17 protein-coding genes are annotated in these 22644 nt (G+C 53.1%); 13 read left to right on the top strand and 4 right to left on the bottom strand.

Annotated elements, in window-relative coordinates; translation table 11 throughout:
• Positions 1-42: 42 nt before the first annotated feature.
• Positions 43-2112 carry an NAD-dependent DNA ligase LigA gene (ligA, locus tag AWR27_RS12960; RefSeq protein ID WP_077133975.1) on the bottom strand — a complete coding sequence of 690 codons (2070 nt, stop codon included), beginning with the start codon at positions 2110-2112 and terminating at the stop codon, positions 43-45.
• A 149-nt stretch (positions 2113-2261) separates the two neighbouring features.
• Here ligA and rpe point away from each other — a divergent pair, with 149 nt between their 5' ends.
• From rpe to AWR27_RS13025, 13 genes are all read left to right on the top strand, one after another.
• Positions 2262-2933, top strand: coding sequence for a ribulose-phosphate 3-epimerase (gene rpe, locus AWR27_RS12965; RefSeq protein ID WP_077133976.1), 672 nt, complete (start codon positions 2262-2264; stop codon positions 2931-2933).
• 210 nt (positions 2934-3143) lie between these two features.
• Entirely contained in the window at positions 3144-4382 is a 1239-nt protein-coding gene (locus tag AWR27_RS12970) for an alpha-amylase family glycosyl hydrolase (RefSeq protein ID WP_335695384.1), read from the top strand.
• A 129-nt stretch (positions 4383-4511) separates the two neighbouring features.
• On the top strand, positions 4512-6548 hold the full coding sequence (locus AWR27_RS12975) for an OmpA family protein (RefSeq protein ID WP_077131556.1): 2037 nt from the start codon (positions 4512-4514) through the stop codon (positions 6546-6548).
• A gap of 30 nt (positions 6549-6578) precedes the next feature.
• The gene (locus AWR27_RS12980) at positions 6579-8369 is read left to right on the top strand and encodes a glycosyltransferase family 39 protein (RefSeq protein WP_077131557.1); all 1791 of its coding nucleotides are present in this window, start codon (positions 6579-6581) and stop codon (positions 8367-8369) included.
• 21 nt (positions 8370-8390) lie between these two features.
• Positions 8391-9203, top strand: coding sequence for a transketolase (locus tag AWR27_RS12985; RefSeq protein ID WP_077131558.1), 813 nt, complete (start codon positions 8391-8393; stop codon positions 9201-9203).
• Positions 9204-9216: 13 nt separating this feature from the next.
• The gene (locus tag AWR27_RS12990; RefSeq protein ID WP_077131559.1) at positions 9217-11220 is read left to right on the top strand and encodes an NAD-dependent epimerase/dehydratase family protein; all 2004 of its coding nucleotides are present in this window, start codon (positions 9217-9219) and stop codon (positions 11218-11220) included.
• 15 nt (positions 11221-11235) lie between these two features.
• Complete coding sequence (locus tag AWR27_RS12995) at positions 11236-12144, top strand: transketolase family protein (protein ID WP_077131560.1); 909 nt, start codon at positions 11236-11238, stop codon at positions 12142-12144.
• Between the two features lie 8 nt (positions 12145-12152).
• Complete coding sequence (locus AWR27_RS13000) at positions 12153-13937, top strand: hypothetical protein (RefSeq protein ID WP_077133977.1); 1785 nt, start codon at positions 12153-12155, stop codon at positions 13935-13937.
• A gap of 3 nt (positions 13938-13940) precedes the next feature.
• Positions 13941-15110, top strand: a complete 1170-nt coding sequence (locus tag AWR27_RS13005) for an acyltransferase family protein (RefSeq protein WP_077131561.1) — start codon at positions 13941-13943, stop codon at positions 15108-15110.
• A gap of 147 nt (positions 15111-15257) precedes the next feature.
• On the top strand, positions 15258-16019 hold the full coding sequence (locus tag AWR27_RS13010) for a glycosyltransferase family 2 protein (RefSeq protein WP_077133978.1): 762 nt from the start codon (positions 15258-15260) through the stop codon (positions 16017-16019).
• A 120-nt stretch (positions 16020-16139) separates the two neighbouring features.
• Positions 16140-17531 (top strand): protoporphyrinogen/coproporphyrinogen oxidase, encoded by a 1392-nt coding sequence (locus AWR27_RS13015; protein ID WP_077131562.1) that lies wholly within the window; start codon positions 16140-16142, stop codon positions 17529-17531.
• Positions 17532-17637: 106 nt separating this feature from the next.
• Entirely contained in the window at positions 17638-20355 is a 2718-nt protein-coding gene (locus AWR27_RS13020) for a PH domain-containing protein (RefSeq protein ID WP_077131563.1), read from the top strand.
• 11 nt (positions 20356-20366) lie between these two features.
• Entirely contained in the window at positions 20367-21368 is a 1002-nt protein-coding gene (locus AWR27_RS13025) for a hypothetical protein (RefSeq protein ID WP_335695385.1), read from the top strand.
• On the opposite strand, the gene AWR27_RS13030 is transcribed toward AWR27_RS13025, so the two are convergent.
• From AWR27_RS13030 to AWR27_RS13040, 3 genes are all read right to left on the bottom strand, one after another.
• Complete coding sequence (locus AWR27_RS13030; protein WP_077131564.1) at positions 21365-21760, bottom strand: hypothetical protein; 396 nt, start codon at positions 21758-21760, stop codon at positions 21365-21367. The genes AWR27_RS13025 and AWR27_RS13030 overlap by 4 nt on opposite strands.
• A 73-nt stretch (positions 21761-21833) precedes the next feature.
• Complete coding sequence (locus AWR27_RS13035; RefSeq protein ID WP_077131565.1) at positions 21834-22085, bottom strand: hypothetical protein; 252 nt, start codon at positions 22083-22085, stop codon at positions 21834-21836.
• 109 nt (positions 22086-22194) lie between these two features.
• The gene (locus tag AWR27_RS13040) at positions 22195-22638 is read right to left on the bottom strand and encodes a hypothetical protein (protein ID WP_077131566.1); all 444 of its coding nucleotides are present in this window, start codon (positions 22636-22638) and stop codon (positions 22195-22197) included.
• Positions 22639-22644 lie beyond the last annotated feature (6 nt).

Consider the following 22644-nt stretch of genomic DNA (forward strand, 5'->3'; position numbering starts at 1 on the left):
TATTCGCACAAAACTAACAAATTTGTTAATAGAATCCGTTCGTTAACCCAGCATGGCCGTAAACTCGTCTTCGCTAATCATCGGTACATTTAACTGCTGCGCTTTGTTCACTTTCGATGGTCCGGCCCCTTCGCCTACAATCAGGTAATTGAGCTTTTTCGAGACGCCACTAAGCAGTTTGCCACCGTGGGCCGCAATCTGTTCTTCGATCTGTTCGCGGCTGTAGTTCTGAAACGTGCCCGTATACAGAAACGTTTTGCCCGCCAGCGCATCACTCACGGCCTCAACCACCCTGCGCTCTCCGGCCATCTGCAAACCAGCCGCCCGTAATCGCTCCACATAGGCCCGATTCTCGTCCTGCCCAAACCACTCGAACAGGCTTTGGGCAATGCGCGGGCCAACGTCGGGAACGCCCGCCAGCGTTTCGAGCGATGCGTTTGTGAGATCGTCGATGTTGCCGAAATAATCTACGATGCGTTCGGCGGTGGTATTACCTACGTAGCGAATGCCCAGCGCGAACACCACACTGGCGAACGGCTGCTGTTTCGAGCGTTCGATAGCCGACAGAATATTATCGACCGTTTTTTGCCCAAATTTCACCGTGCGGGCCTTCCCCGGCTCTTCCGAACCGTCTTCCCGTACAATCAGAGTAGCCGGATACGTTTTCTCCAGACCAAGCAGATTATCGTTTGTCAGACTGTAGAGGTCAGCGGGGGTTTGCACTAAGCCGCGTTCGATGAGCAATTCAATTTTACCTTCGCCTAAGCTTTCGATGTTCATGGCCCGGCGTTGAATAAAGTGCTCGAAACGGGCCTGCCGTTGCGGAGGGCATCCTTTTTCGTTGGTGCAGTAAAAATGCGCTTCCGCTTCGCGCCGAATCAGCGGAGTGCCACAGGCCGGGCATTCTGTGGGGTAAATAATAGGTCGCTCCTGCCCGGTTCGTTTCGCCAGGTCAACGCCGGTTACTTTTGGGATAATTTCGCCCCCTTTCTCCACGAATACCGTATCGCCCAGCATTACGCCAAGGCGAGCAATTTCGTTGGCATTGTGCAGCGACGCCCGTTTCACCACCGTACCGGCCAGCAACACGGGCGTCAGCCGGGCTACGGGCGTAACGGCACCTGTCCGGCCAACCTGATACGTGATGTCGTTGAGCGTAGTGCTGGCCGCTAAAGCTTTGTATTTGAAGGCGATAGCCCAGCGCGGACTTTTGGCTGTATAACCCAGCTCTCGCTGCTGATCGTAACGGTTTACTTTCAGTACGATACCGTCGGTGCCTAATGGCAGGTCGAAGCGTTTGGTTTCCCACTCGCTGATATAAATCATTACGTCTTTGATATCAGCACATTTCCGCCAGGTTTGAGACACGTTGAAACCCCACTGTTTCAACGCAATCAGGCTTTCTTCATGGGTTTTGAAGACGTCTTCTTCCGATAGAAACGAGTACAGATAGCAGTCGAGCCGACGCCTGGCGACAGCCGCCGAATCTTGTTGTTTAAACGTACCCGATGCAGCATTTCGCGGGTTCGCCAATAGCGGTTCGCCAATGTCTTCGCGCTCTTTATTGATCCGCTCAAACTCGGCCAGTGGTAAAAAACCCTCACCCCGAACCTCAAAAAGCGCGGGTATCTTATCGCTCTGAATGCGCAGCGGTAACGTGCGGATGGTGCGGATGTTAGGCGTTATGTCGTCGCCCCGCACACCGTCGCCCCGCGTGGCTCCCTGCACGAGCACACCGTTTTCGTAGGTCATGCTGAGGGCTACACCGTCGAATTTGAGCTCGCAGATGTATTCATAATCAGCCCCATCAAGCCCTTTCCTAACCCGATTATCGAACTCTACGAGGTCTTCTTCGGAGTAGGTATTGCCCAACGACAGCATTGGGAAACGATGGTAGACCGTCGGAAACTCTTTGCTGATGGTGCCACCCACGCGGGCCGTAGGCGAGTCGGGTAGCCGGAATTCGGGGTACTGACGTTCCAGATCGGTTAGCTCGGTCAGCAGTTTATCGAACGTAAAATCATCGACTTCCGAAATACTGTTCTGGTAATACTGATAATTGTAGTGGTTTAACTGACGGGTCAGTTCGGCGATTCGTTGCTGGGGGGTCATTTTTTCAGTTGGCAGTACAACCTTAGCAACCACTACGAGTAGCCAGTGGGTTTATTACCGATTGACGATTCAAATTACAACCGGCAATATTGGTTTTGTTTCTTCATTCGGCCAAAAAAAAGTACTTTTACGAGTTAAATTATTTACGCATGACCCCGCCAATTATAGCTCCGTCGATTTTGGCCGCTGATTTCGCCAATTTGCAACGCGACGTGGAAATGGTGAACCGCAGCGAGGCCGACTGGTTTCATGTCGATGTGATGGATGGCATGTTTGTCCCGAATATTTCATTCGGTTTTCCGGTGCTGGAAGCCATCCGGCGGCATACGACGAAGCCACTCGACGTTCATCTGATGATTGTGCAGCCGGAGCGATACATTGCCGAATTTGCGGAGAAAGGAGCCGACCATATCACGGTTCATTACGAAGCCTGTACGCACCTGCACCGGGTGCTGACCCAGATTCGGCAGGCCGGTTGCCAGGCGGGCGTGGCCCTGAACATGCAAACACCGGTAGACGTATTGGCCGATATTGCCGATGCCTTCGATCAGGTGCTGATTATGACCATCAACCCCGGTTTCGGCGGTCAGAAACTGCTGCCGCTGTCTGTTCCGAAAGTTCGTAAACTGCGGCAGTTATTGCAGGGGGCGGGCAGTTCGGCCCTGATTGGGGTAGATGGCGGCATGGATCTATCGAACACAGCCACACTACTCGATGCCGGTGCCGATTATGTGGTGGCCGGTACGTCGGTGTTTGGGTCCGACGACCCCATAGCGGCCATTCATCGCCTGAAAAGCAGTCGCCAGCCCACAATGGCCTGATAGCTTCACACCAACCAGTATGAGACGACAAAACCAATCTATGAAACATACGATTTTAGCTGTTGCTGTAGGTGTATTGCTCCTGACAGTCAGTGGCTGCAAGACGCGAACCTCCCAAACTGAAGCTTCGGCCTCTCCTGCCGACACAACATCTGCCACTCCCCCCCTGCCCCCGATTGGGCTAAAAACGCTACCATCTACGAGGTTAACGTGCGGCAGTTTTCGCCGGAGGGTTCGTTTAAAGCCGTTGAAAAACAGCTACCCCGTCTCAAAGAAATGGGCGTCGATATTATCTGGCTGATGCCAATTTATCCGATCAGCCAGAAAAACAAAAAAGGAACCCTTGGCAGCCCCTACGCCATCGCCAATTACAAAGCCGTTAATCCCGCTTACGGCACCCTCGCCGATTTCAAATCGCTCGTTAACCGTGCGCACGCGCTGGGGCTGCGCGTTGTGCTCGACTGGGTAGCGAACCACACCGGCTGGGACCACGTATGGGTACAGCAGCACCCCGATTGGTACACGCTCGTTGATGGTAAAATGACGACGCCCCTCGACCCCAAAACCGGCAAACCTACCGACTGGACCGACGTGGCTGACCTGAACTACGCCAACCCCAACATGCGCAAAGGCATGATCGACGCCATGCAATATTGGGTGAAAGAATGTGACGTCGATGGCTATCGGTGCGACGTGGCGGGGTTCGTGCCCAACGATTTCTGGGCGCAGCTTCGGCCTGAGTTAGACAAAATCAAGACCGTGTTCATGCTCTCGGAGTGGGAAGACGAGCCGGATCAGTTCAAGAGCTGTTTCAATATGAACTACGGCTGGGCCATGCACCACGTTATGAAAGATATTGCCAAAGGCAATGCGCCCATTTCAAAAATCGACTCGTTGCGGGCGGCCAACAAGAGCCGTTTTCCGAAGTGGTATTATCAGATGTTGTTTACGCAGAACCACGACGAAAATACCTGGAATGGAACGCTGGCCGAATCATTCGGTCCGGCGGCTGATGCGTTCATTGTATTGAGCAGTACGCTGGAAGGTATGCCATTGGTTTACAACGGTATGGAGTCGAACCTGAACAAACGGTTGGCCTTTTTCGAGAAGGATACCATTGCCTGGGGAACCTACCCACGAGCCAACTTTTTTGAAGCGTTACTGACACTTAAACACCGCAATCACGCCCTCTGGAACGGGCTGGATGGTGGGCCGGTGGTCAAAATTCCGACCGACCGCGACGATAAAGTATATGCCTTTCACCGGCAGCGCGATACGGATGCCGTAGCTGTACTCGTTAATTTAAGCAATCAGCCGCAGACAGTTCGGTTAGACGGCGACGGTTACGAAGGTAAATATACCGACGTGTTCAGCCACCAACCCGCCGAACTGAAACCCAATATGATTGTTACACTCCGCCCATGGGAGTATAGGGTATTGACAAATTAATAAGCAATATTGAATGCTGAATTTTGAATGTTGAATGTTGATTTGTAACTATGATATAGTGAAATTCCCTCGCTACACCCCACAAGCCAACAGTCGATAGTCGAAACTCAACATTCATTATTATCAAGTATGCGTACAGGGCTTTATCTAACCTTAATCGGGCTGTTCATTCTAACCACTGCCGGATCGGCCCAGTCGATCCAATGGGCGAGTCGGGTGGTGGGTGTGTCGTCGGAGAAAAAGGGGGAGTCTACTGGCGATCAATACAAGGCATCGCAGGCATTGGGCAGGCCCAGTAAGGTGCCGCAGATGGGCGAGTCACCCTGCGCGTGGGCACCGTTTTATCCCGATGGAACGCAGGACGAATGGATTCAGGTTAGTTTTGCCAAACCCATGCCCGCCCGGCAAATCGTCATTGCGGAGAACATAAATCCGGGTGCCATTGTGCGCGTTGTGGTTATTGACGAGAAAAAGCGGGAACATATTGTCTATCAGGGAACTGGTGCACAGCCCCGGCCCGACCCGCTACTACATATTTTCCCCCGCGATTCGGGTTACGTTTGCCACCAAATCAAGGTCTTTCTGAATGGAGCCACGCTGAGAGGCATCAATCAGATTGACGCTATTGGCATCTCAGAAGAAACTAAACCACTGACGGTCAGTATTAATGTATCGAAAGATACGCCTAAAGAAATCGTCAAGGAAAATTTAGGCAAGGCCGTTAACTCGCCGGGGCAGGAAGTGGCCCCCGTGATTTCGCCCGATGGCCGCACACTTTATTTCACCCGAAACTATAATAAAGCCAACATCGGTTCATCTGACCATCAGGACGTTTGGTATTCGTCGCTCGGTTCGGCTGCGGGCGGCAGTCCTGGCTGGAGTGAAGCCGTAAATATTGGCGCGCCTATCAACACGCCGGGCGATAATGCCATCAGTGGCATGGCCCCCGACGGGCGCACGGCTTACCTGATCAATGTCTACCGACCCGATGGTGGGCTGACGTTCGGTATCTCAAAGTCGATTCGGACCAAAGCGGGCTGGTCGCAACCGGTTGAATGCAAAATCGCTAACAATTATAATCTGCACGAGCAGAATCAGTTGGAGTTTTGCATCTCGCCCGATGGAACGGCTATCATTCTGGCCGTACAGCGAAAAGACACGCGCGGCAACCGTGATTTATACGTATCCCTTCAAAAACCAGACAAAACCTGGGCCGAACCCGTATCGCTGGGATCGGTGGTGAACTCCGCCGATTTTGAAAGCTCGCCGTTTTTAGCCGCCGATGGCCGCACACTCTATTTTACGTCGGGCGGACATCCGGGTTTTGGCAACGGCGATATTTTTGTGGCGCGTCGGCTCGATGACTCATGGGGCAACTGGAGCGAACCCGAAAACCTCGGCCCGGCCATTAATACGCCCGAATGGGACGGTTACTTCACCATTCCGGCTTCGGGCGATTACGCATACCTGAGTTCGCGGGCGGGGTCGATGGGCGAAGACGATATTTTCCGGCTCAAACTCTATCCCACCATCAAACCCGATCCGGTTGCCATTGTATCGGGGCAGGTGCTCGATGCACAAAGCAAAAAACCGGTTTCGTCGGAAGTCGTTTCAGGACTGTTCAACGATCACAAAGAAGTGGTCAAGGTCGACTACAGTCCCGAAACAGGTGAGTACAAAATGATTCTGCCCACGCAGAAAACCTATAACCTCACCGCCCAGAAAGAAGGCTATTTCCCCACCACCGAAACCCTCGACCTGAGCAAAGACAAACGTTTCCGCGACATCCGGCGCAATCTGTATCTGACCAAAATAGAGCCGGGCCAGAAAATAACGATGCGCGAAGTGCTGTTTCAACAAAGTCAGGCCGCTCTGCTAACCGGGGCCAACGTTGAGCTGGACCGGCTGGTTACCATGATGAATCAACACCCGGCGATGGAGTTACTCATCGAAGGTCATACCGACAATCAGGGCGACTGGGAGCCGAATATGAAGCTGTCGGAAGATCGCGTTCGGGTGGTGAAAGAGTACCTGACCGGCAAAGGCATTGCCGCCAATCGGATTCAGACCAAAGCCTGGGGGCCGAGCAAGCCCATTGCGAGTAACGAGACCGAAGAGAAGCGCAAACAGAACCGGCGGGTAGAATTCACCATTCTGAAAATGTAATGACCAGGATTTTGCCGTAGTTTTGCGGCAATGTTTACCATATCCAACCGCACTGCACTACTTGGCTTAGGTGCTCTTCTGGCCTTATCGCTGGCCCTGCGTCTTTATCGCTTAGATACCTATGCCATTTATTTCGATGAAAAATCGACGTTGCTTATTAGTCAGGGCGTTTGTCTGGAAGGTTTTAATCAGAAAGATGTTTTTGCCAAGCCGTACTTCACTCCGGCTGAGTTCTGGAAGCCGAAAACGGTTCACGATTTTATCGAAGCCAATATCCGGGGCGACATTGGCAACAGCCCCGCTTACTATGCCGTTCTGAAGGTTTGGTTAAACCTGTTTGGCCTGAGCGACGCGTCGCTGCGGATGCCATCGGTAATTTTCAGCGTGTTGATTGTGGCCCTGATCTTTGTTTTCGTCAGGCGGCATTTTCGTTTTCTGGGCGAGCAGCGGGTCAATACCTTAGCGTTAACCAGCGCGGCTATTGCTGCCGTGGAGCCGTTTTTCGTAGCCTACAGCCACATTGCCCGCAACTATTCGATGACGTTTTTCCTGACGTTGCTGGCAACGCACCTGTTTCTGCTTATCCTCGAGCGCATTACCGACTGTAGGCCCGTTGCGTGGTTATATGTTGCTTATGGCATCACATTCGTTGCTTCGGTTTTATCTCATTATCTGACGGTTACGGTATTTCTTTGCCACGGTTTGTACGCGCTGCTGTATCTGCGCAATGCCCGCGCCTGGGTAGCACTGGGCGCAACGGCTGTAATCGGGCTGGGGCTGGTATCGCTTTGGTTCATCTTCGGCGGAGGCAAATACACGTTCTTTACGCTGAACTATCAGGCTAATTTCTACCGAAACATCGCGCTGACCAATCCGTATAATTCGGGCTTCGGTACAATCCTGCCCGCTACGATTCCGAATATTGCGGTGCGGGCTGTACCAATTTTCACGGATTTGTTCATGCCCACCAATGGGCTGGCGGGGGTATTGGCCGGGCTGCGTAACTCCCTGCTGGCACTGGGGCTCGGCACCGTTGCAACCGTTATCATTCACCTATACCGGCCCGTAACAAAACCACCGGTTTGGGTCTACGGAGCCGTTACATTAGTGTTATTGACGGGCGTGCTGATCTATACGGTGCTTCCGCTGCGGCTGCTGGTTTTGTCTGTGTCCGTACCGTTTGTGTATCTGATTGGCTGGTATATCACTACGCATGTTGGGGGCAGGCAGCAACGGCCCGTTGTGTTGTTGCTCTTGCTGGCTTTCGTTCCGACGCTGTTTCTGCTGTTCATGGCGTGGCGGTCGGGGCATACGTTCGGTATTACGCAGCGGTATTCCGGCTTCTCGTTTCCATACGTCTGTATGTTGGTGGCAATGGGTCTGCATCAGCTTACGCAACTTCGGTGGTGGTTTGCGGCCCCTATTACGGCGGTGCTGTTGATACAGGCCGTTCATCTACTAACGCTGCTGGGCGACATCTACGCCGACCGTGCGCCCAAATACACCTACTTTGCCGAACCGCGCATCGCCAACCCGTACTGGTCCTCGGCTCAACAGATTAAAAAATTGTATGCCCCCGGCGATACGGTGCTGTATCCGAACAAGACACGGATTATTCATTCCGAAAAAATGGATCGGACCTACTCGCCGGTTTCGCTGCTCGATGCGCAATTAGTGAACGTGTACCTGCCTAAAGACGCGCAGTACGTGCAGCACATCGACGCCAACGAACGCGACCGCATCATCTTAAAAAAGGGGGATACGGGCCAGAAAATTGTTATTTTTGACTTCAAAGGCCGGACGTACCGCTACGGCGAGTAAGTACGAACCGATCAACCGACTATGACTTTGACAACCGAAGCAATTGATATAAAAGCTCTCTGCGGGCAGTTGCGGCTCAACATTCTGGGGCTGTACAATCAGGCACACGCGGGCCACATTGGCTGCTCGCTGAGTTGCATCGACCTGATGGTTGGTACACTCGTGCTGCGTAAACGGCCACAGGATACGTTTCTGCTCTCGAAAGGCCACGCGGCTGCGTCGCTCTATGCCTGCCTGAACCACCTCGGCGAAATTTCGGACGAGGTACTGGCAACGTACTACCAGAACGGCACTACCCTACCCGCCCACCCCGCCCCTAATCAGCACGCGGGCATTCCGTTTGCAACCGGTTCGCTCGGGCACGGGCTGCCCATTGGTACGGGCGTGGCACAGGCCAGCAAATTACTTGGCGACGACGCGCGTGCATTCGTACTCATGTCTGACGGCGAAACCAACGAAGGCACTACCTGGGAAGCGGCCCATTTTGCCGTACAGCACGGGCTGGATAATCTGATTGTACTGATCGACAAAAATGGATTACAGGGCTTCGGCAACACCACCGACGTGCTGGGCGACACCGCCGATGCCCGTACCTGGACTGCGATGGGCTTCGAAACCGTGGAGATTAACGGCCACGACGTAGAGCAGATTACAGCTACTATCGACGCGCTGACGATGGCACAAAACGGTAAACCTAAGGCAGTTATCGCTCACACGGTAAAGGGCAAAGGCGTGTCGTACATGGAGAACCGGCTCGAATGGCATTACCTGCCCATGACGCCCGCTCAATACGAACAGGCCACCGCCGACGTGAAAGCGCGGTATTTTTCGTAGGTTTGCCCCCTGAATGAACCAGAACACCCCCGTTTTGCTATCCGCTAACATTGCCCGGCTCAACGGCCCCATCGTCGTTTTTGGGGCCAGCGGCTTCATCGGTGCCAACCTGTTTGAGCAGCTTTTCCGCATTCGTCAGGACGTTTACGCCCTCACACACGACGCCACCAAAGCATGGCGGCTTAAGCTTTTGGATGTACCTGCCGAGAACATCGTTCACTGCGATATTCTGTCCGATGCATCGGTGAAAGACGTTTTTGGGAAGATAAAGCCCAAAACCATCTTCAACTTAGCCGCTTACGGTGCCTACAGCAAGCAGAAAAACGTTGGCCTTACCTACGAAACCAACGTACTCGGCACGGTCAATATTCTCGAAAACTGCACGCCCGACATGGTCTATATCCACGCAGGCAGCAGTTCGGAGTACGGTTTCAACTGTACGGCTCCAAAAGAAACCGACCGGGTTGAGCCCAACAGCCACTACGCTGTATCGAAAGTATCGGCAGCTTTCACGCTCGAATTCTACGCCCGTGTGCATGGACTGAAAACGCTCAACCTGCGGCTTTATTCCATCTATGGCGGCTGGGAAGAACCCGACCGGCTCATTCCGCGTCTGGTTGAAGAAGCGCGTAGTGGCAAGTGGCCCCCGTTAGTATCGCCCGACATCAGCCGCGATTTTGTGTACGTCGATGATTGTATCGGCGCGTTTGTGCTGGCCGCACTGCGCGTAAACAAGGAAATCAGCGGACGCTCGTACAACATTGCAACCGGCCAGAAAACCACCATGCGTGAGTTGGTCGAGGTGGCCCGGCAAACGTTCTCGGTTCAGCCCGAGCCGGTTTGGGGCAGCATGGGCAACCGCGCCTGGGACTTGGCCGAGTGGTATGGCGACCCCACAGCCGCCGAAGCCGACCTCGGCTGGAAAGCCACCACAAGTTTAAGCGACGGCCTGCGCCAAACCGCCGACTGGCAGCTAAACCATAACTACACTGAGCGGGTATTGCCGGCTTTTCAGACGCCTACGCTCAACCCGGTAATCTCGCCCATTATTGCGTGTTACAAAGACGCTCAGGCCATTCCGTACATGTATGAACGGCTCGTAAAAACGTTCAACGAGATGAAAGTGCGGTACGAGATTATCTTCGTGAACGACAACTCGCCCGACAATACGGATGAGGTGCTGGAAGAAATCTGCGCCAAAGACCCGAACGTTATGGCTATAAAGCACTCGCGGAATTTTGGATCGCAGTCGGCGTTTTTGAGCGGGATGGAAATCGCCACTGGCGATGCCGTAGTGCTGATGGACGGCGATTTGCAGGACCCACCCGAAATTATTCCGAAGTTTTATGAGAAGTGGCAACAGGGCTTCGATGTAGCTTACGGCGTTCGGGTGCAGCGCGAAATGGCCCCGCACGTTCATTTTTTCTACAAGCAGTTTTACCGCCTGTTCCGGCGCACGGCCTACATTAACATCCCGGTCGATGCGGGCGACTTTTCGATGATCGACCGGAAGGTCGTGCGCGAATTGGTCAACCTGCCCGAAACCGAGCAGTTTCTGCGCGGGCTGCGGGCGTGGGTTGGTTTCAAACAAACCGGCGTCGATTATGTGCGGCCCGAACGGATGTTTGGCGTATCGACCAACAACTGGACCAAGAACATCTGGTGGGCGAAGAAGGCGATTTTCTCGTTCAGCTTTGCCCCGCTGGAGTTAATGACCTACGCCGGTTTCGTGCTGACGGGACTGTCGTTTCTGGGAATTTTGTGGCAAATTGTGGCCCGTTTGCTCAATTTTGACCCAAACACGCCTTACGGCATTTCGACCGTTCTGGTATTGATTATGTTCTTCGGCGGAATTAACCTGTTAGGCATCTCGTTTTTAGGAGAGTACATCAGCAAAATTTTTGAGGAGACAAAAAAACGTCCGAAATTCATTCGGACAATGGTTCGTAAAGGGCAGCGCGTGTACCGCACAGCGGCTGAAATCAGTACGCTGGTTGAGCAACGACGGAGTAAGTAGTTCATCTAATAAACTATGCGAAACGAATTTTCTGCCGCTATCGAACGCATCGGGCGCGACGACGATAAAGTAGTTTTTATTACCGGCGATCTCGGCTACAATGCCCTTGAGAACGTACAGGCCGCACTGGGGCCGCGATTTATCAACGCGGGCGTGGCCGAGCAAAACATGGTTGGTGTGGCCGCTGGCATGGCCTATAAAGGATTCAAGGTGTTTTGCTACAGCATTGCGCCTTTTGCCGTGTACCGCTGTCTGGAGCAGTTTCGCAACGATGTTTGTCTGCATAAAATGCCGGTATTTCTGGTAGGTAACGGCGGTGGCTACGGCTACGGTATCATGGGCAGCACCCATCACGCTATCGAAGATTTAGCCTGCCTGAGCAGTCTGCAAAACGTGAATACCTATGTGCCGGCCTTTGCCGATGAAGTGGCTCCAATGCTCCAGCAGATTGTGAGCGAAGGTGGCCCCGCTTATCTGCGGCTCGGCGTTGGCCCCAAAACACCCGACGGAGCCGAAACCATTGGCACGTTTAAACACATTGTCCGGGCCGAACAGCCTATTGGAACAGTAGTATCCCTCGGCCCCGTAACAGCCAACGTGATGACCGCCTTGCAGGACGAACTACTCGTCGGGCAGTTCGATGTATACACCGCTACGAACTTACCCCTCGACCTGCCCGCCGACCTGGCGCATCGCTGGGCTAAAAAGCCGTTGCTGGTAGTTGAAGAACACGTATCTATTGGTGGGTTAGCCCAGCAACTGTCAGTGAAACTGCTGGCCGACGGTGCCGCACCAAGCCACTTCGTCAGCTTGTCGGCACAGGGATACCCTAACGGATTGTATGGCGACCAAAAGTACCATCAGCAACTGTCGGGCCTCGACCCGGCTAACATTGCGCGACATTTAGCGTCGTTTACAAACTAATTTTGCGCTTGATAACGTCTACTCATACCGCCCAAAGCCGCCCGGCATTGGCACCAACCCGTCGTTTCGGCTGGCTTCCGGCGGGGCTGCTGGTGCTGCTGCCCGTGCTGGTATTTTTCGGCGTATGGCAGTATTATGCCGTGAACGTACCCAAGTGGGATGACCATGCGTTGCGCGGCTTTTTGCACAATCTTTCCCTCGAAAGCACCTTCTCAGGCAAAATTTATCAATTCTTCCAACAACATAACGAACACCGGATTGTGTTTGACCGGGTCGTTACATACCTCGACTACCGGGTATTCGGCACACTTAGCTACACGCACCTGATGCTGGTTGGCAACCTGAGTTTGGTGGGTTTGCTGATACTATTCGGGCAGATGCTGCGTCGGTCGGGTTCGGCTTTGTGGGATCAATCACTATGGTATGCGGCTCCGGTGGCGTTTTTGCTGTTCAATCTGTCGCATTGGGAAAACATGTTCTGGGGCATGGCTGCGTTGCAAAACTTCACGGTTGTGTTGTGGGTTTTATGGTCGTTGTATTTGCTGGCCTACACGAATCGGCTTTATGCCGCCATACTGCTGGCGACGCTGGCAACGCTAACGAGTGGTAACGGGTTGACAGTCTGGCCCATTGGTCTTGTTTTATTGCTTCATCAGCACTTTTTCCCGAAAACCAGCCCACGCCCTGTTCCCCGAAAATCACTCTGGCTCTGGCTATTAGGTGGCGTTGTGGTTATGGGATTGTATTTTGTCGGCTACCAAAAACCCGACGGCAATCCGCCCGCTCGTGGCCCTGTCACCGACTTTCTGAAAGGATTTCTGGCCTTTACGGGTTCGGTGGCTGAAGCCATTCCGTTTCGGTCCGCTTTTCAGAACAGCCTGCTTCTGGGCGCGGTTATGACGCTTCTGACCGTAGGGCTGCTCGTCCTGATTGCGCTGAAACAACTCCGGCGCGAACGGCTCACGGCGGCAGATTATTTCTTTGCAGGCAGTTCGGCGTTTCTGCTTGGCACGGCAATTGTCGTGGCTTGGTCGCGGGTGGGTTTTGGGCTGGATTTGCTGATTACCAGCCGCTACAAATTGTATTCCTGCACGCTGCTGGCATTGCTCTACGCCTACGTATGCCTCAACGTTAACCGCTCTGTTCGACCGTTTGTTGGCCTGGCGGGTTTGCTGGGTGGTGCTGCGCTGGCATGGCTGTCGTATCTGTCTTTTTTAGACGAAACCATTGGCCTGCGCCACTGGCTGCTCACGAATCAGCAGTTCAACTGGACATATACAACCAACCGCCCCGTTGCACGGGTTGACTCCGTTACGGCCCGCTATACCAAGCCCGCCCCGGCTTTTTATGACACCCTTTTGCCAACTATTTTTGGTCCGGCCTGGATTGGCCCGGCCCGGCCTGGACTGGCCTGGACTGGCCCGGCAGAAACCACAAAGTCGATAGTCACGATCACGAAAACGGCTACCGGCTTTCAGATCGACAACGAATCGGCGGAGCCGCTGAGTTTACGCGACAAAGCCACGTTCATCGTAGCGCGGTCAGCACAGCGAACCCATCTGTTTCCCGTTCGACAACAGCAGCACACGGCGTGGCAGGCACGATTCTGGCCGGGTTGGTTGTTTAAAAACGGCTTCCGCACCACTATTTTTGCTACCGACCTCGACGCCGGCACCTATCAGCTTCTCTTGCTGACCGTATCGGGCGAACCCGGCAAAACGGTACTGGTCGACACCCGACAAACTATTACGCTGGCAAAAAAAGCTGATCCGACGTTTAAACAAAACTGGTAAGTTATGCAATCGAGTGTTCCTCTCACGGCCCCGGCCCGCCCGGCTCTAAATCATCTACTCCAGTTGGATGGGATTCGGTTTGTGGCCGTTGGCTTAGTGCTATTCGACCACTGGATGGCCGAGCGGGGTCTCGAATTGCCGCTGGGTGCGCTGGGCGTTACTATTTTCTTCGTCCTCAGTGGCTTCCTGATAACGCGCATTCTGCTGTCGAGCAAAGACAAACTCAGTCATCAACCCAACGGCGGCTTGGGCAAATACCTGAAAACGTTCTACATCCGCCGAACGCTGCGCATTTTTCCGATCTATTACATCACTCTGTTTGTACTGTATGTGGTCAACGAGCCGCCCGTGCGCCGAACCATTGGCTGGCTGGCACTGTACGCTACCAACATTTACATGGCCTACTACACCACCTGGATGGGTACAGTCGATCATTTGTGGTCGCTGGCGGTGGAGGAGCAGGTATATTTATTTTTCCCGCTGCTGCTGTTTTTCGTGCCGCGCCGGTGGGTGCCGCTCACGGCCCTGCTTATGATTTTGGGCGCAGTTGCCATGCGATACGTGCTCTATCGCGCCCGAATGCCGTGGTTTATTGGCTACGTGACTATGCCCGCCTGTTTAGATTCGTTCGGGCTGGGGGCTATTATGGCCTACTGGTGGCTGTATCAGCGCGAACGTTTCGGGCGGGTGTTTCGACATTCGGTCTGGATTTGGGTTTTCATTGCGTTGTTTGCGCTGGTAATTTATTTAACAAAAATTTTACCGGCCATCCCCGACAGCACTGGTCTGCCCGGCCACCACAATATCATGTCTGACGTGTGGGAACGATTGGTGGCTTCACTGATTGGCTTCTTTCTAATTGGCCGGGCCGTTGTTGGCTTCACGAATCCTGCGATGAAATGGCTACTCGAAAACCCAGTCAGTCAGTATATGGGCCGTATCAGTTATGGCTTATACCTGTTTCATAACTTTGTTTTCAACGTATATCATACACCGCCAACGCATATTACGCTACGCATCTGGCGACGCGCTTCTGATTTGTTACCGTTCCTGAACAGCAGCTATTTTTTCCAGTTTTCGTATTTTCTGACTCTGACCATTCTGTTGGCAACAGTATCGTGGTATTTGATTGAAAAACCGATTAACAACCTGAAAGATCGGTACGCTTATTGAGCAAGTAGGGTATTTCCGTTCGATAATCTACATACAGTTTCGGCAGTGAGGCCATAACAATTTCCTATATTTGCGGAGTTTATAGCATGTATAGTGAATGCTGTTCATTATACGCTGTTCAGTATTCATTCATTTAATGACCCCTGCATGAGTCTCCTGCTGTCAATTGTAATGCCGGCTTACAACGAAGAAGAAGTAATTGAAGTAGTTGTCAGGCAGTGGACCGATTTGCTGACCCGCCAGTTTCCGACCGAGAATACGCGCCTGATCGTAGTGAACGACGGTTCGCGCGATAATACCGGGGCCATTCTGGATCAAATCAAAGAAAAATACCCCAAACTGATTGTGGTGCATCAGCCCAACGGTGGGCATGGTAACGCCGTGGTCAATGGCTATCGGCAGGCCGTTGCGCTCGATTCGGAATACGTGTTCCAGACCGACAGCGACGATCAGTTTGTTACCGACGATTTTGGTAAACTCTGGGCCAAACGCAACGAATCGCCGTTTATACTGGGCTACCGCGAAGAACGCTACGATGCACCCGCCCGGCTGGTGATTACCAAAATTCTGCGGCTCAGTATTGCTTTCATCTACGGCACCTACATCAAAGACAGCAACATTCCATTCCGGCTAATTCGTGGCACGTTCCTGCGCCGGTTGCTGGAGCAGTTGCCCAATCCAACGCCATTCGCGCCGAATATTTTCTTGGCTGTAATGGCAAAAAAAGCTGGGAACGAAACATTCGATATTCCAATAACCCACAAAGAGCGTCAAACCGGCACCGTTTCGATTCTGAAATGGAAACTGCTGAAGGTTTGCATGCAAAGCTTTAAAGAATTGGCGCAGTTCCGCTTTGACCTGGGTGGCAAAGTAAAAGCACTCAAAAGACCGGAGCCTGTAGCGGCCTGAAAAAGAGTTGTACGGTTATAAGGTTGTAGCGTTGTATAGTTGGCTCCGTCTGTGTTGCGTCTGTCAGCCGTTTTACAACTTTATAACCCGACAACCATACGACTTGAATTTTCGCTCAACATGAATTATAAATACGTTATTATCGGATCAGGGCCTACGGGTCTGGGAGCGGCTTACCGCCTGAAGGAGTTAGGCATTACTGACTTCATCGTTTTAGAAAAAGAAAACCGAATCGGTGGCCTGTCGAAAAGTTTTGTCGATGACAAAGGGTTTACGTGGGACGTAGGCGGTCATGTGCAGTTTTCGCACTACAAATACTTCGATGACCTGATGGTCAGGGCGTTGGGAGAAGATGGCTGGCTCAGTCACCAGCGCGAGTCGTGGGTTTGGATCGAAGGGCGGTTTGTACCGTATCCGTTTCAGAACAACATTAAGTATCTCTCGCCCGAAACTATGTGGAAATGCCTCGAAGGCATCATTCACAACTACAAGTTTCCGACTAACCAGAAACCGGCCAACTTCCGCGAGTGGATTCTGGCCACGTTTGGGTCGGGGCTGGCCGAAACGTTCATGTTCCCGTACAACTTCAAAGTCTGGGCCTATCCGCCCGAAGACATGAACGCCGTATGGGTAGGCGAACGAGTAGCAATCACTGACCTTCAGCGGGTTACGAAGAATATTATCTTCAATCAGGACGATTTCTCGTGGGGGCCAAACAGCACGTTTAAGTTCCCGAAACAGGGCGGCACGGGTAGCATCTGGGACGCCGTTGGCCGATTGGTTGGTCACGAATACATCAAACTCAACGCCAATGTTGAGCGGGTTATCGGACCGGAGAAAAAGATTATTCTGAGCAGCGGGGAAGAAATTCAGTACGAACACCTGATGAGTACGGTTCCGCTCGACATTTTCACCCGCAAGATAGAAGGGCTTGATTCGCAGGTGGTTGAATTGGCACAGGGGCTAAAACACTCATCAACCAACGTGGTTGGCATTGGGCTGAAGGGCAAACCGAAAGAGAGCCTGAAAACCATGTGCTGGATGTACTTCCCGGAGTATAACAGCCCCTACTACCGCGTCACGGTTTTCTCGAATTACAGCCCCAACAACGTACCCGACATCAATCAGCACTGGTCGCTGATGACCGAAACGAGTGAGTCGTCGGCCAAACCGGTAAACCGCGAAACGCTGATTCAGGACACAATTCGCGCCCTGAAAGAAGATCAGTTGATTGAATCGGAAGAAGACGTAATTTCGACCTGGCATATGGCGTTCGATTACGGTTATCCAACGCCCTCGGTTGAACGCGACGGGATTCTGAAAGCTGTATTGCCCAAACTTGAACCGTTCGGTATTTACTCACGGGGCCGGTTTGGAGCCTGGAAATATGAAGTTAGCAATCAGGATCACTCGCTGATGCAGGGCGTTGAATGGGCCAACCGCGTTGCCGCTAACATTCCTGAACTAACCCTCCCCTTCCCCGAAACCGCAAATGCGATGTGGGGAAAATGAAAAATAGTTGTAAAGTTGTAGGGTTGTAAAGTTGTACAGTTATTGGCCCAGCCAGCTAACGGAGCAACTTTACAACCCTATAACTTTACAACCCTATAACTACAAAATGAACCGACGTCTCTGGCTTTGGGTGATTGGCCTGGTCTTACTGGTGGGCGGATGGCTCGGCTACCAGTGGTTGCGCCCGGCATCTGACGAAGCCAGAGCGTTGGTGCCGCCGGGTGCCTTACTCATTCTGACCAGCGACCATTTGCAGGATACGGTTTCGGCGCAGGCGTTCCGATCAGCCATTTCGCTCCGGCAACTTCCGGTTTTCAACGAAGCCCGACAACGGCTCGACCGATTTCTGTATACTACTGCCGACACATCCACCGTTTTGAGCTTCATTAAAGGCAAAAACGTACAGTATTCCCTGCATAACCTATCAAAAAACACGCTCGATTTTATCTTCTACATTCCCTTCGCCGAGCGCGACCGGGCTTTTCTTAATCGCCTGACAAACCCCGACCCACGCCAGTATCGGGTGCTGAACCACACATTTTCAGGCGAAAAAATATTTGATCTGGTTGCACGGGGAAATGAACCGGTTGGGTCGTTTATTCTGACCAATAACTATCTGATTGGCAGCGTTTCAGGAATTTTAGTAGAGAACGTAGCGCGGCACATGCACCAAACGCTACTTCTAAATCGTGAACGGCTCGGAGCTTCATTTGTGCGCAACGACGACGAGTTGGCAGGTGTATCGGTCCGCCCCAGCGTCATTCAATCGCTGTTTAGTAATGCGGGATCGCTGGTGCGGTTGTTTTTGCCCGAAGAATTGAATCTGCACTTTCGACCGTCGGCCTCGCCTTCGCACCTGATTGGGTATTCGATTGATAAGATTGGCGGTCGGCGCGACGTTGCTGTCCTCTTCGCCGGCCAATCACCACAACGCATCACGCACGCTAACCTGATTCCGCAAACGACGGCCACCCTCTATCACATCGGTATCAGCGACGCCGGGCGATTCGGCAAATCGCTGAGCCAGTTGTTAAGTTCAGCGTCCAGCGATTTTCTGCGTGACCGATTCAGTCAGATTGAATCGGCAACGGGGCCGCTTTATAACGCGCTGGGGTCCGATATTCTGCTCTGTCGGCTCGAATCGGCAACGGGTTCTGCCCGGCAGGTACTGATTCTGACCGCCCGCGACGGTAAGGAGTTAGCCAACGCTTACCAGCAGGTCGCTTACCGGGCTGGCGCGTCGGCACCGGCACCACTGAAAACATTTTTGGGCCATAAGACGCTGTTACTCAATGTTCCAGAGTTGCCCGCATCGCTGTTCAGCAGTTTATTTGCGGGTTTCCCGCAAAGCTGGATTACACAACATGGCTCCTCACTGATTATTGCTAATAGTGAAGAGGTTATGCAGGAATACCTGCAACAGGTACAGCGGAAGGCCGTTTGGTCTGCCGATGCGCGGCAGGCTGAATTACTGAACGAAACCCTGCGCCCGGCCAACTTCACGGCTTTTGTGCGGCTGAACCGGGCACAAACAACCGTGCCGCTCACCTGGCCTGCCGCCTGGCAAAATCTGCTCGACCAGCCCGACCCGCTAACAGGAACGCCCGCGCTGGCGAATCTCGAAAATATGGCCTATCAGGCCAGCTACGGCAACGAAAACATTCAATCGACGGTAGTACTGGGGCGCACCACACGCCGGGCCAGTCAGGCCGTATTGAACAAGGTCTTGTTGCAGAAAAGAACCGAGTTTAATGCTCCGCTGATTGCTGCGCCCGTGGTAGCAGGGAGTTTAAGCGACGGCACGGCTCAGTTTTATGCCCAGAATAACGCCGGGCAATTTGTGCTGGTGACACCCGAAGGCGATAAAATTGTACAGGATACGACCGATGGCCCTATTCGTAGTAATGCGCTGGCCGTTGACTTTTTAGACAATGGGCAGCTACAATACCTGTTCATGACCGACCGGGCACTCTACATTGCCGACCCAGGTCGAAAACAAGTGCGTTTGCAGTCGATTCGGTTGCCCAAAGGAATAGATCCTTCTTATCTGGCCCGACCACGCGGTAGTCAACAACGAGCGATTGTAGCCCTGGTGGCACACGCCGACGGGCATATTTACGCCCTTGACCGGCAACGGCGGGCTTTTGTTCGGATGCTGACAGCTCCGCGAAAAGGCCCGTTGCTGCTACCGTTTCAGGTGATGGCAACGCCAGCAGGTATGGACGTTCTGGCGGTTCAGGCCGATGGTACGCTCAATTATTGGAACGAAAACGGTAAGCAGAAACCCCTTTTTCCGAGTCGCATCGAACGACAAAACGAAGAACAAGTCGAAATTCGCTTCGCCGGTCCGGCTCTATTACCGCCCGGCAAACCATTTATTCAGACTATTACCGACGAAGGGGAGCTACTATCCATTAATACCAACGGTCTGATTGCCAAGCGAACACAACTCTATCGCCCGGTTCAGAATGGCGAGTTCCGGCTGTTTCCCGATGAGGAGCAGACCAACTGGCTATTGCTCCGAAATACAGATACTGAAGTGGCCGTGCTGGACCAGCAGGGTCAACGGCGGTTTGAGGTACGGGCATTGCAATCGGGTCGCAACAACGTTCGGTATCACCGGCTCGGCGCGGGTGTCGAACTCATCAGCGTCAAATCGGGCGGATACACTACCTTGTACGACCTGAACGGGCGCGTTGTTGGCGACCGGCCCATTCCGAGCGACTTTCCGGTGGCGGTGCAGTTCGACGAACGCACGAACGAATTATATGTACTAAGCGGAGCCAAACAAGCCGTGCAACTGTTTAGCATCCGACTTCGGTAGTTTAATCAAAAATGATGCGCTATTTACGCTACACTATCCTGTTAATTGCCAGCGTATTTTGGGCGGCTGGGCTGTCGGGTACGGTTTCGCACTGGCTCTATGAGCAGGGCGTTATTGCCGACGATTATCGCTACGGCGACCTATACCGGCTGTCGGCTCTGCCGCAGTTCAAACAACCGCAGCCCACCTGCCCGGCCTCTAACCGCGCCAGCGATACAGCAGCAACGCACCTGTATCTGCTTGGCGATAGTTTCACCGAACCCGAGCGCATTAGCCGCAACGATTTCAGCGTCAGCCATTTTCAGCGGATAAAGTGGGATTTTCCGCAGCGTGTGCAGTTAGACTCAACGCGACGAAACGTGCTGCTGATTGAGTCGGTGGAGCGGCACCTGCGCGAACACCTGTCGCGGCCCGTGCGTGAGGTGATGATTGAAACCGATACTACCCAAACGCCAACTGAGCCGTTGGCCTGGTATCAGCGTGTTTATCATGATTTTCACCGCGAAGACGTGGAAGAGCGGCTCGAATCGGCTCTGTTTAGTCAGGATTGGGCGTTCTGGTTCAAAGAAAAAAAAGCCAGCCTGACACAAGGCTGGTTCGACCGGGTTAGCACGGGCGTGAGCGTATCGCGCAACAGGCAAGCCATTTTCCTGCATTCCGATGCCGATTCATCCGTGATGCAGTCGTCGTTTTCGCCCCTTACCAACCGCGACGTCGATGCCGTTGTCGATAGCCTGAACGCCACCGCAGCTTACTACCGGCAAGCAGGGTTCGATGCCGTTTATCTGAGTATTATCCCCAACAAAATCAGCATCTTAGAGTCAGAGCGGGGTTCCTATAACCGCCTGATTGAGCGGGTTCAGCAACATCCGCGCTTACAGGTTCCGGTTGTTAACGTGTATGATGCCTACCGCCAAAATCCCCAATCGTCGTACCTGAAAGGCGACACCCACTGGACCTGCGAGGGCCGGGCAACGTGGCTGGCATTAGTCAGACAAAAACTTGGCGTTTAAGCCGCCAGCACGGCCTGCGTTCGCATGTTTCGTACTACCTCGTCGCAGTTGGCGCAGGCAAGTTTCCCCTGCTGATGAAACCAGCGGCAGCGATCACGAATGGCACAGGCAACGAGCGGGACATCGGCCTTGCGGTTCATGGCTTCCACGATTTTACCGACCAAACCGCAACCCGTTCCTTCGCCGGTCCAGTGGCCGCAGCCGTTTTTAGCGCAGTTGCTGGCAAATCGAAACCGCTCCTCCGGGGCACGTCCGCGCCGGGCTGTTTCCACAAAGGTCTGGTCGATAACAATCGATTCATCGAGGTATTCAATGTGGCCCGATTCATTCTGAATGCCGAAGAGTTCGGCACCGGGCTTAGCAATAGAACTGGGGCAGAGCAGCGAAGCCATACGGATAGGTAGTTAACGTGAGCGGTTTGACATTGGCAGTGTTTCATATCCTGCCAATGTCAAACCTTGTGTGTTATTTGGTCAGCAAATCAGTTCCGGGGAATGGCTCACGGGGCGGCAGCATACCGGCAATGGGCGGAATCAGGATGGGCGTGGGCCATCGGCTGACCTCGAACGGTAACGATTTCCCTCCATCGATAGCAGCCTGTGCCTCGGCGGTTAGCTGGCCGTTTTCGTCGATTTGCGCCAGTGCTCTCATCAGTTCTTCGCGGCTGGCAGATTTACCCTTCAGGGCGTTGATTTTGTCGATAATACGTTTTTCCATGACTACTAATAGATTGTGTTAGTTGTAAATTGATTTCGTATCAAAATTCTGGCAATACGCTTCAAATAGCTATAACTAAGGGTTTTAGTGTAGTCAGTTGGGTTATAGTTTATGCGTGGACACACACGATTTGCTCGTAAGCAGCACCCGCCAGCAGACGAACCCGCCGAATAAACTGCCCGGCCTCCGGTTGTTGCACGTCCACGCCCTCAAACACACCTTCTAAGAGCAGCATGGCCGATGGCGACAGCGTTTCTAACGAATGAATGTACCGGTTGGGGTCGTGTAACAAACGAGCGCGAACCAGTAGATAACCCACTGCCCGAACCGGCCTGGTCAGCATCGATAGCAGCGTCAGCATATCGGTTAACGTAGCCGCGCCTGGCAGCAGCAACAAAGCCAGTCGGTCGCGCTCTTCGAGGAGTCGCCGGTAGTCGTGAGCCTGCCGACGGCGGTTTAAGGTATTCAATCGATTAGTGAGACTCTCCACACGGGGCCGGAGCCACGCCAGTTCAGCCTGAACCGGGGAGTTAAGCAAGTCGTTTGGTAGCATGACGTA

It is taken from the genome of Spirosoma montaniterrae (assembly GCF_001988955.1).
Taxonomy (GTDB): Bacteria; Bacteroidota; Bacteroidia; order Cytophagales; family Spirosomataceae; genus Spirosoma; species Spirosoma montaniterrae.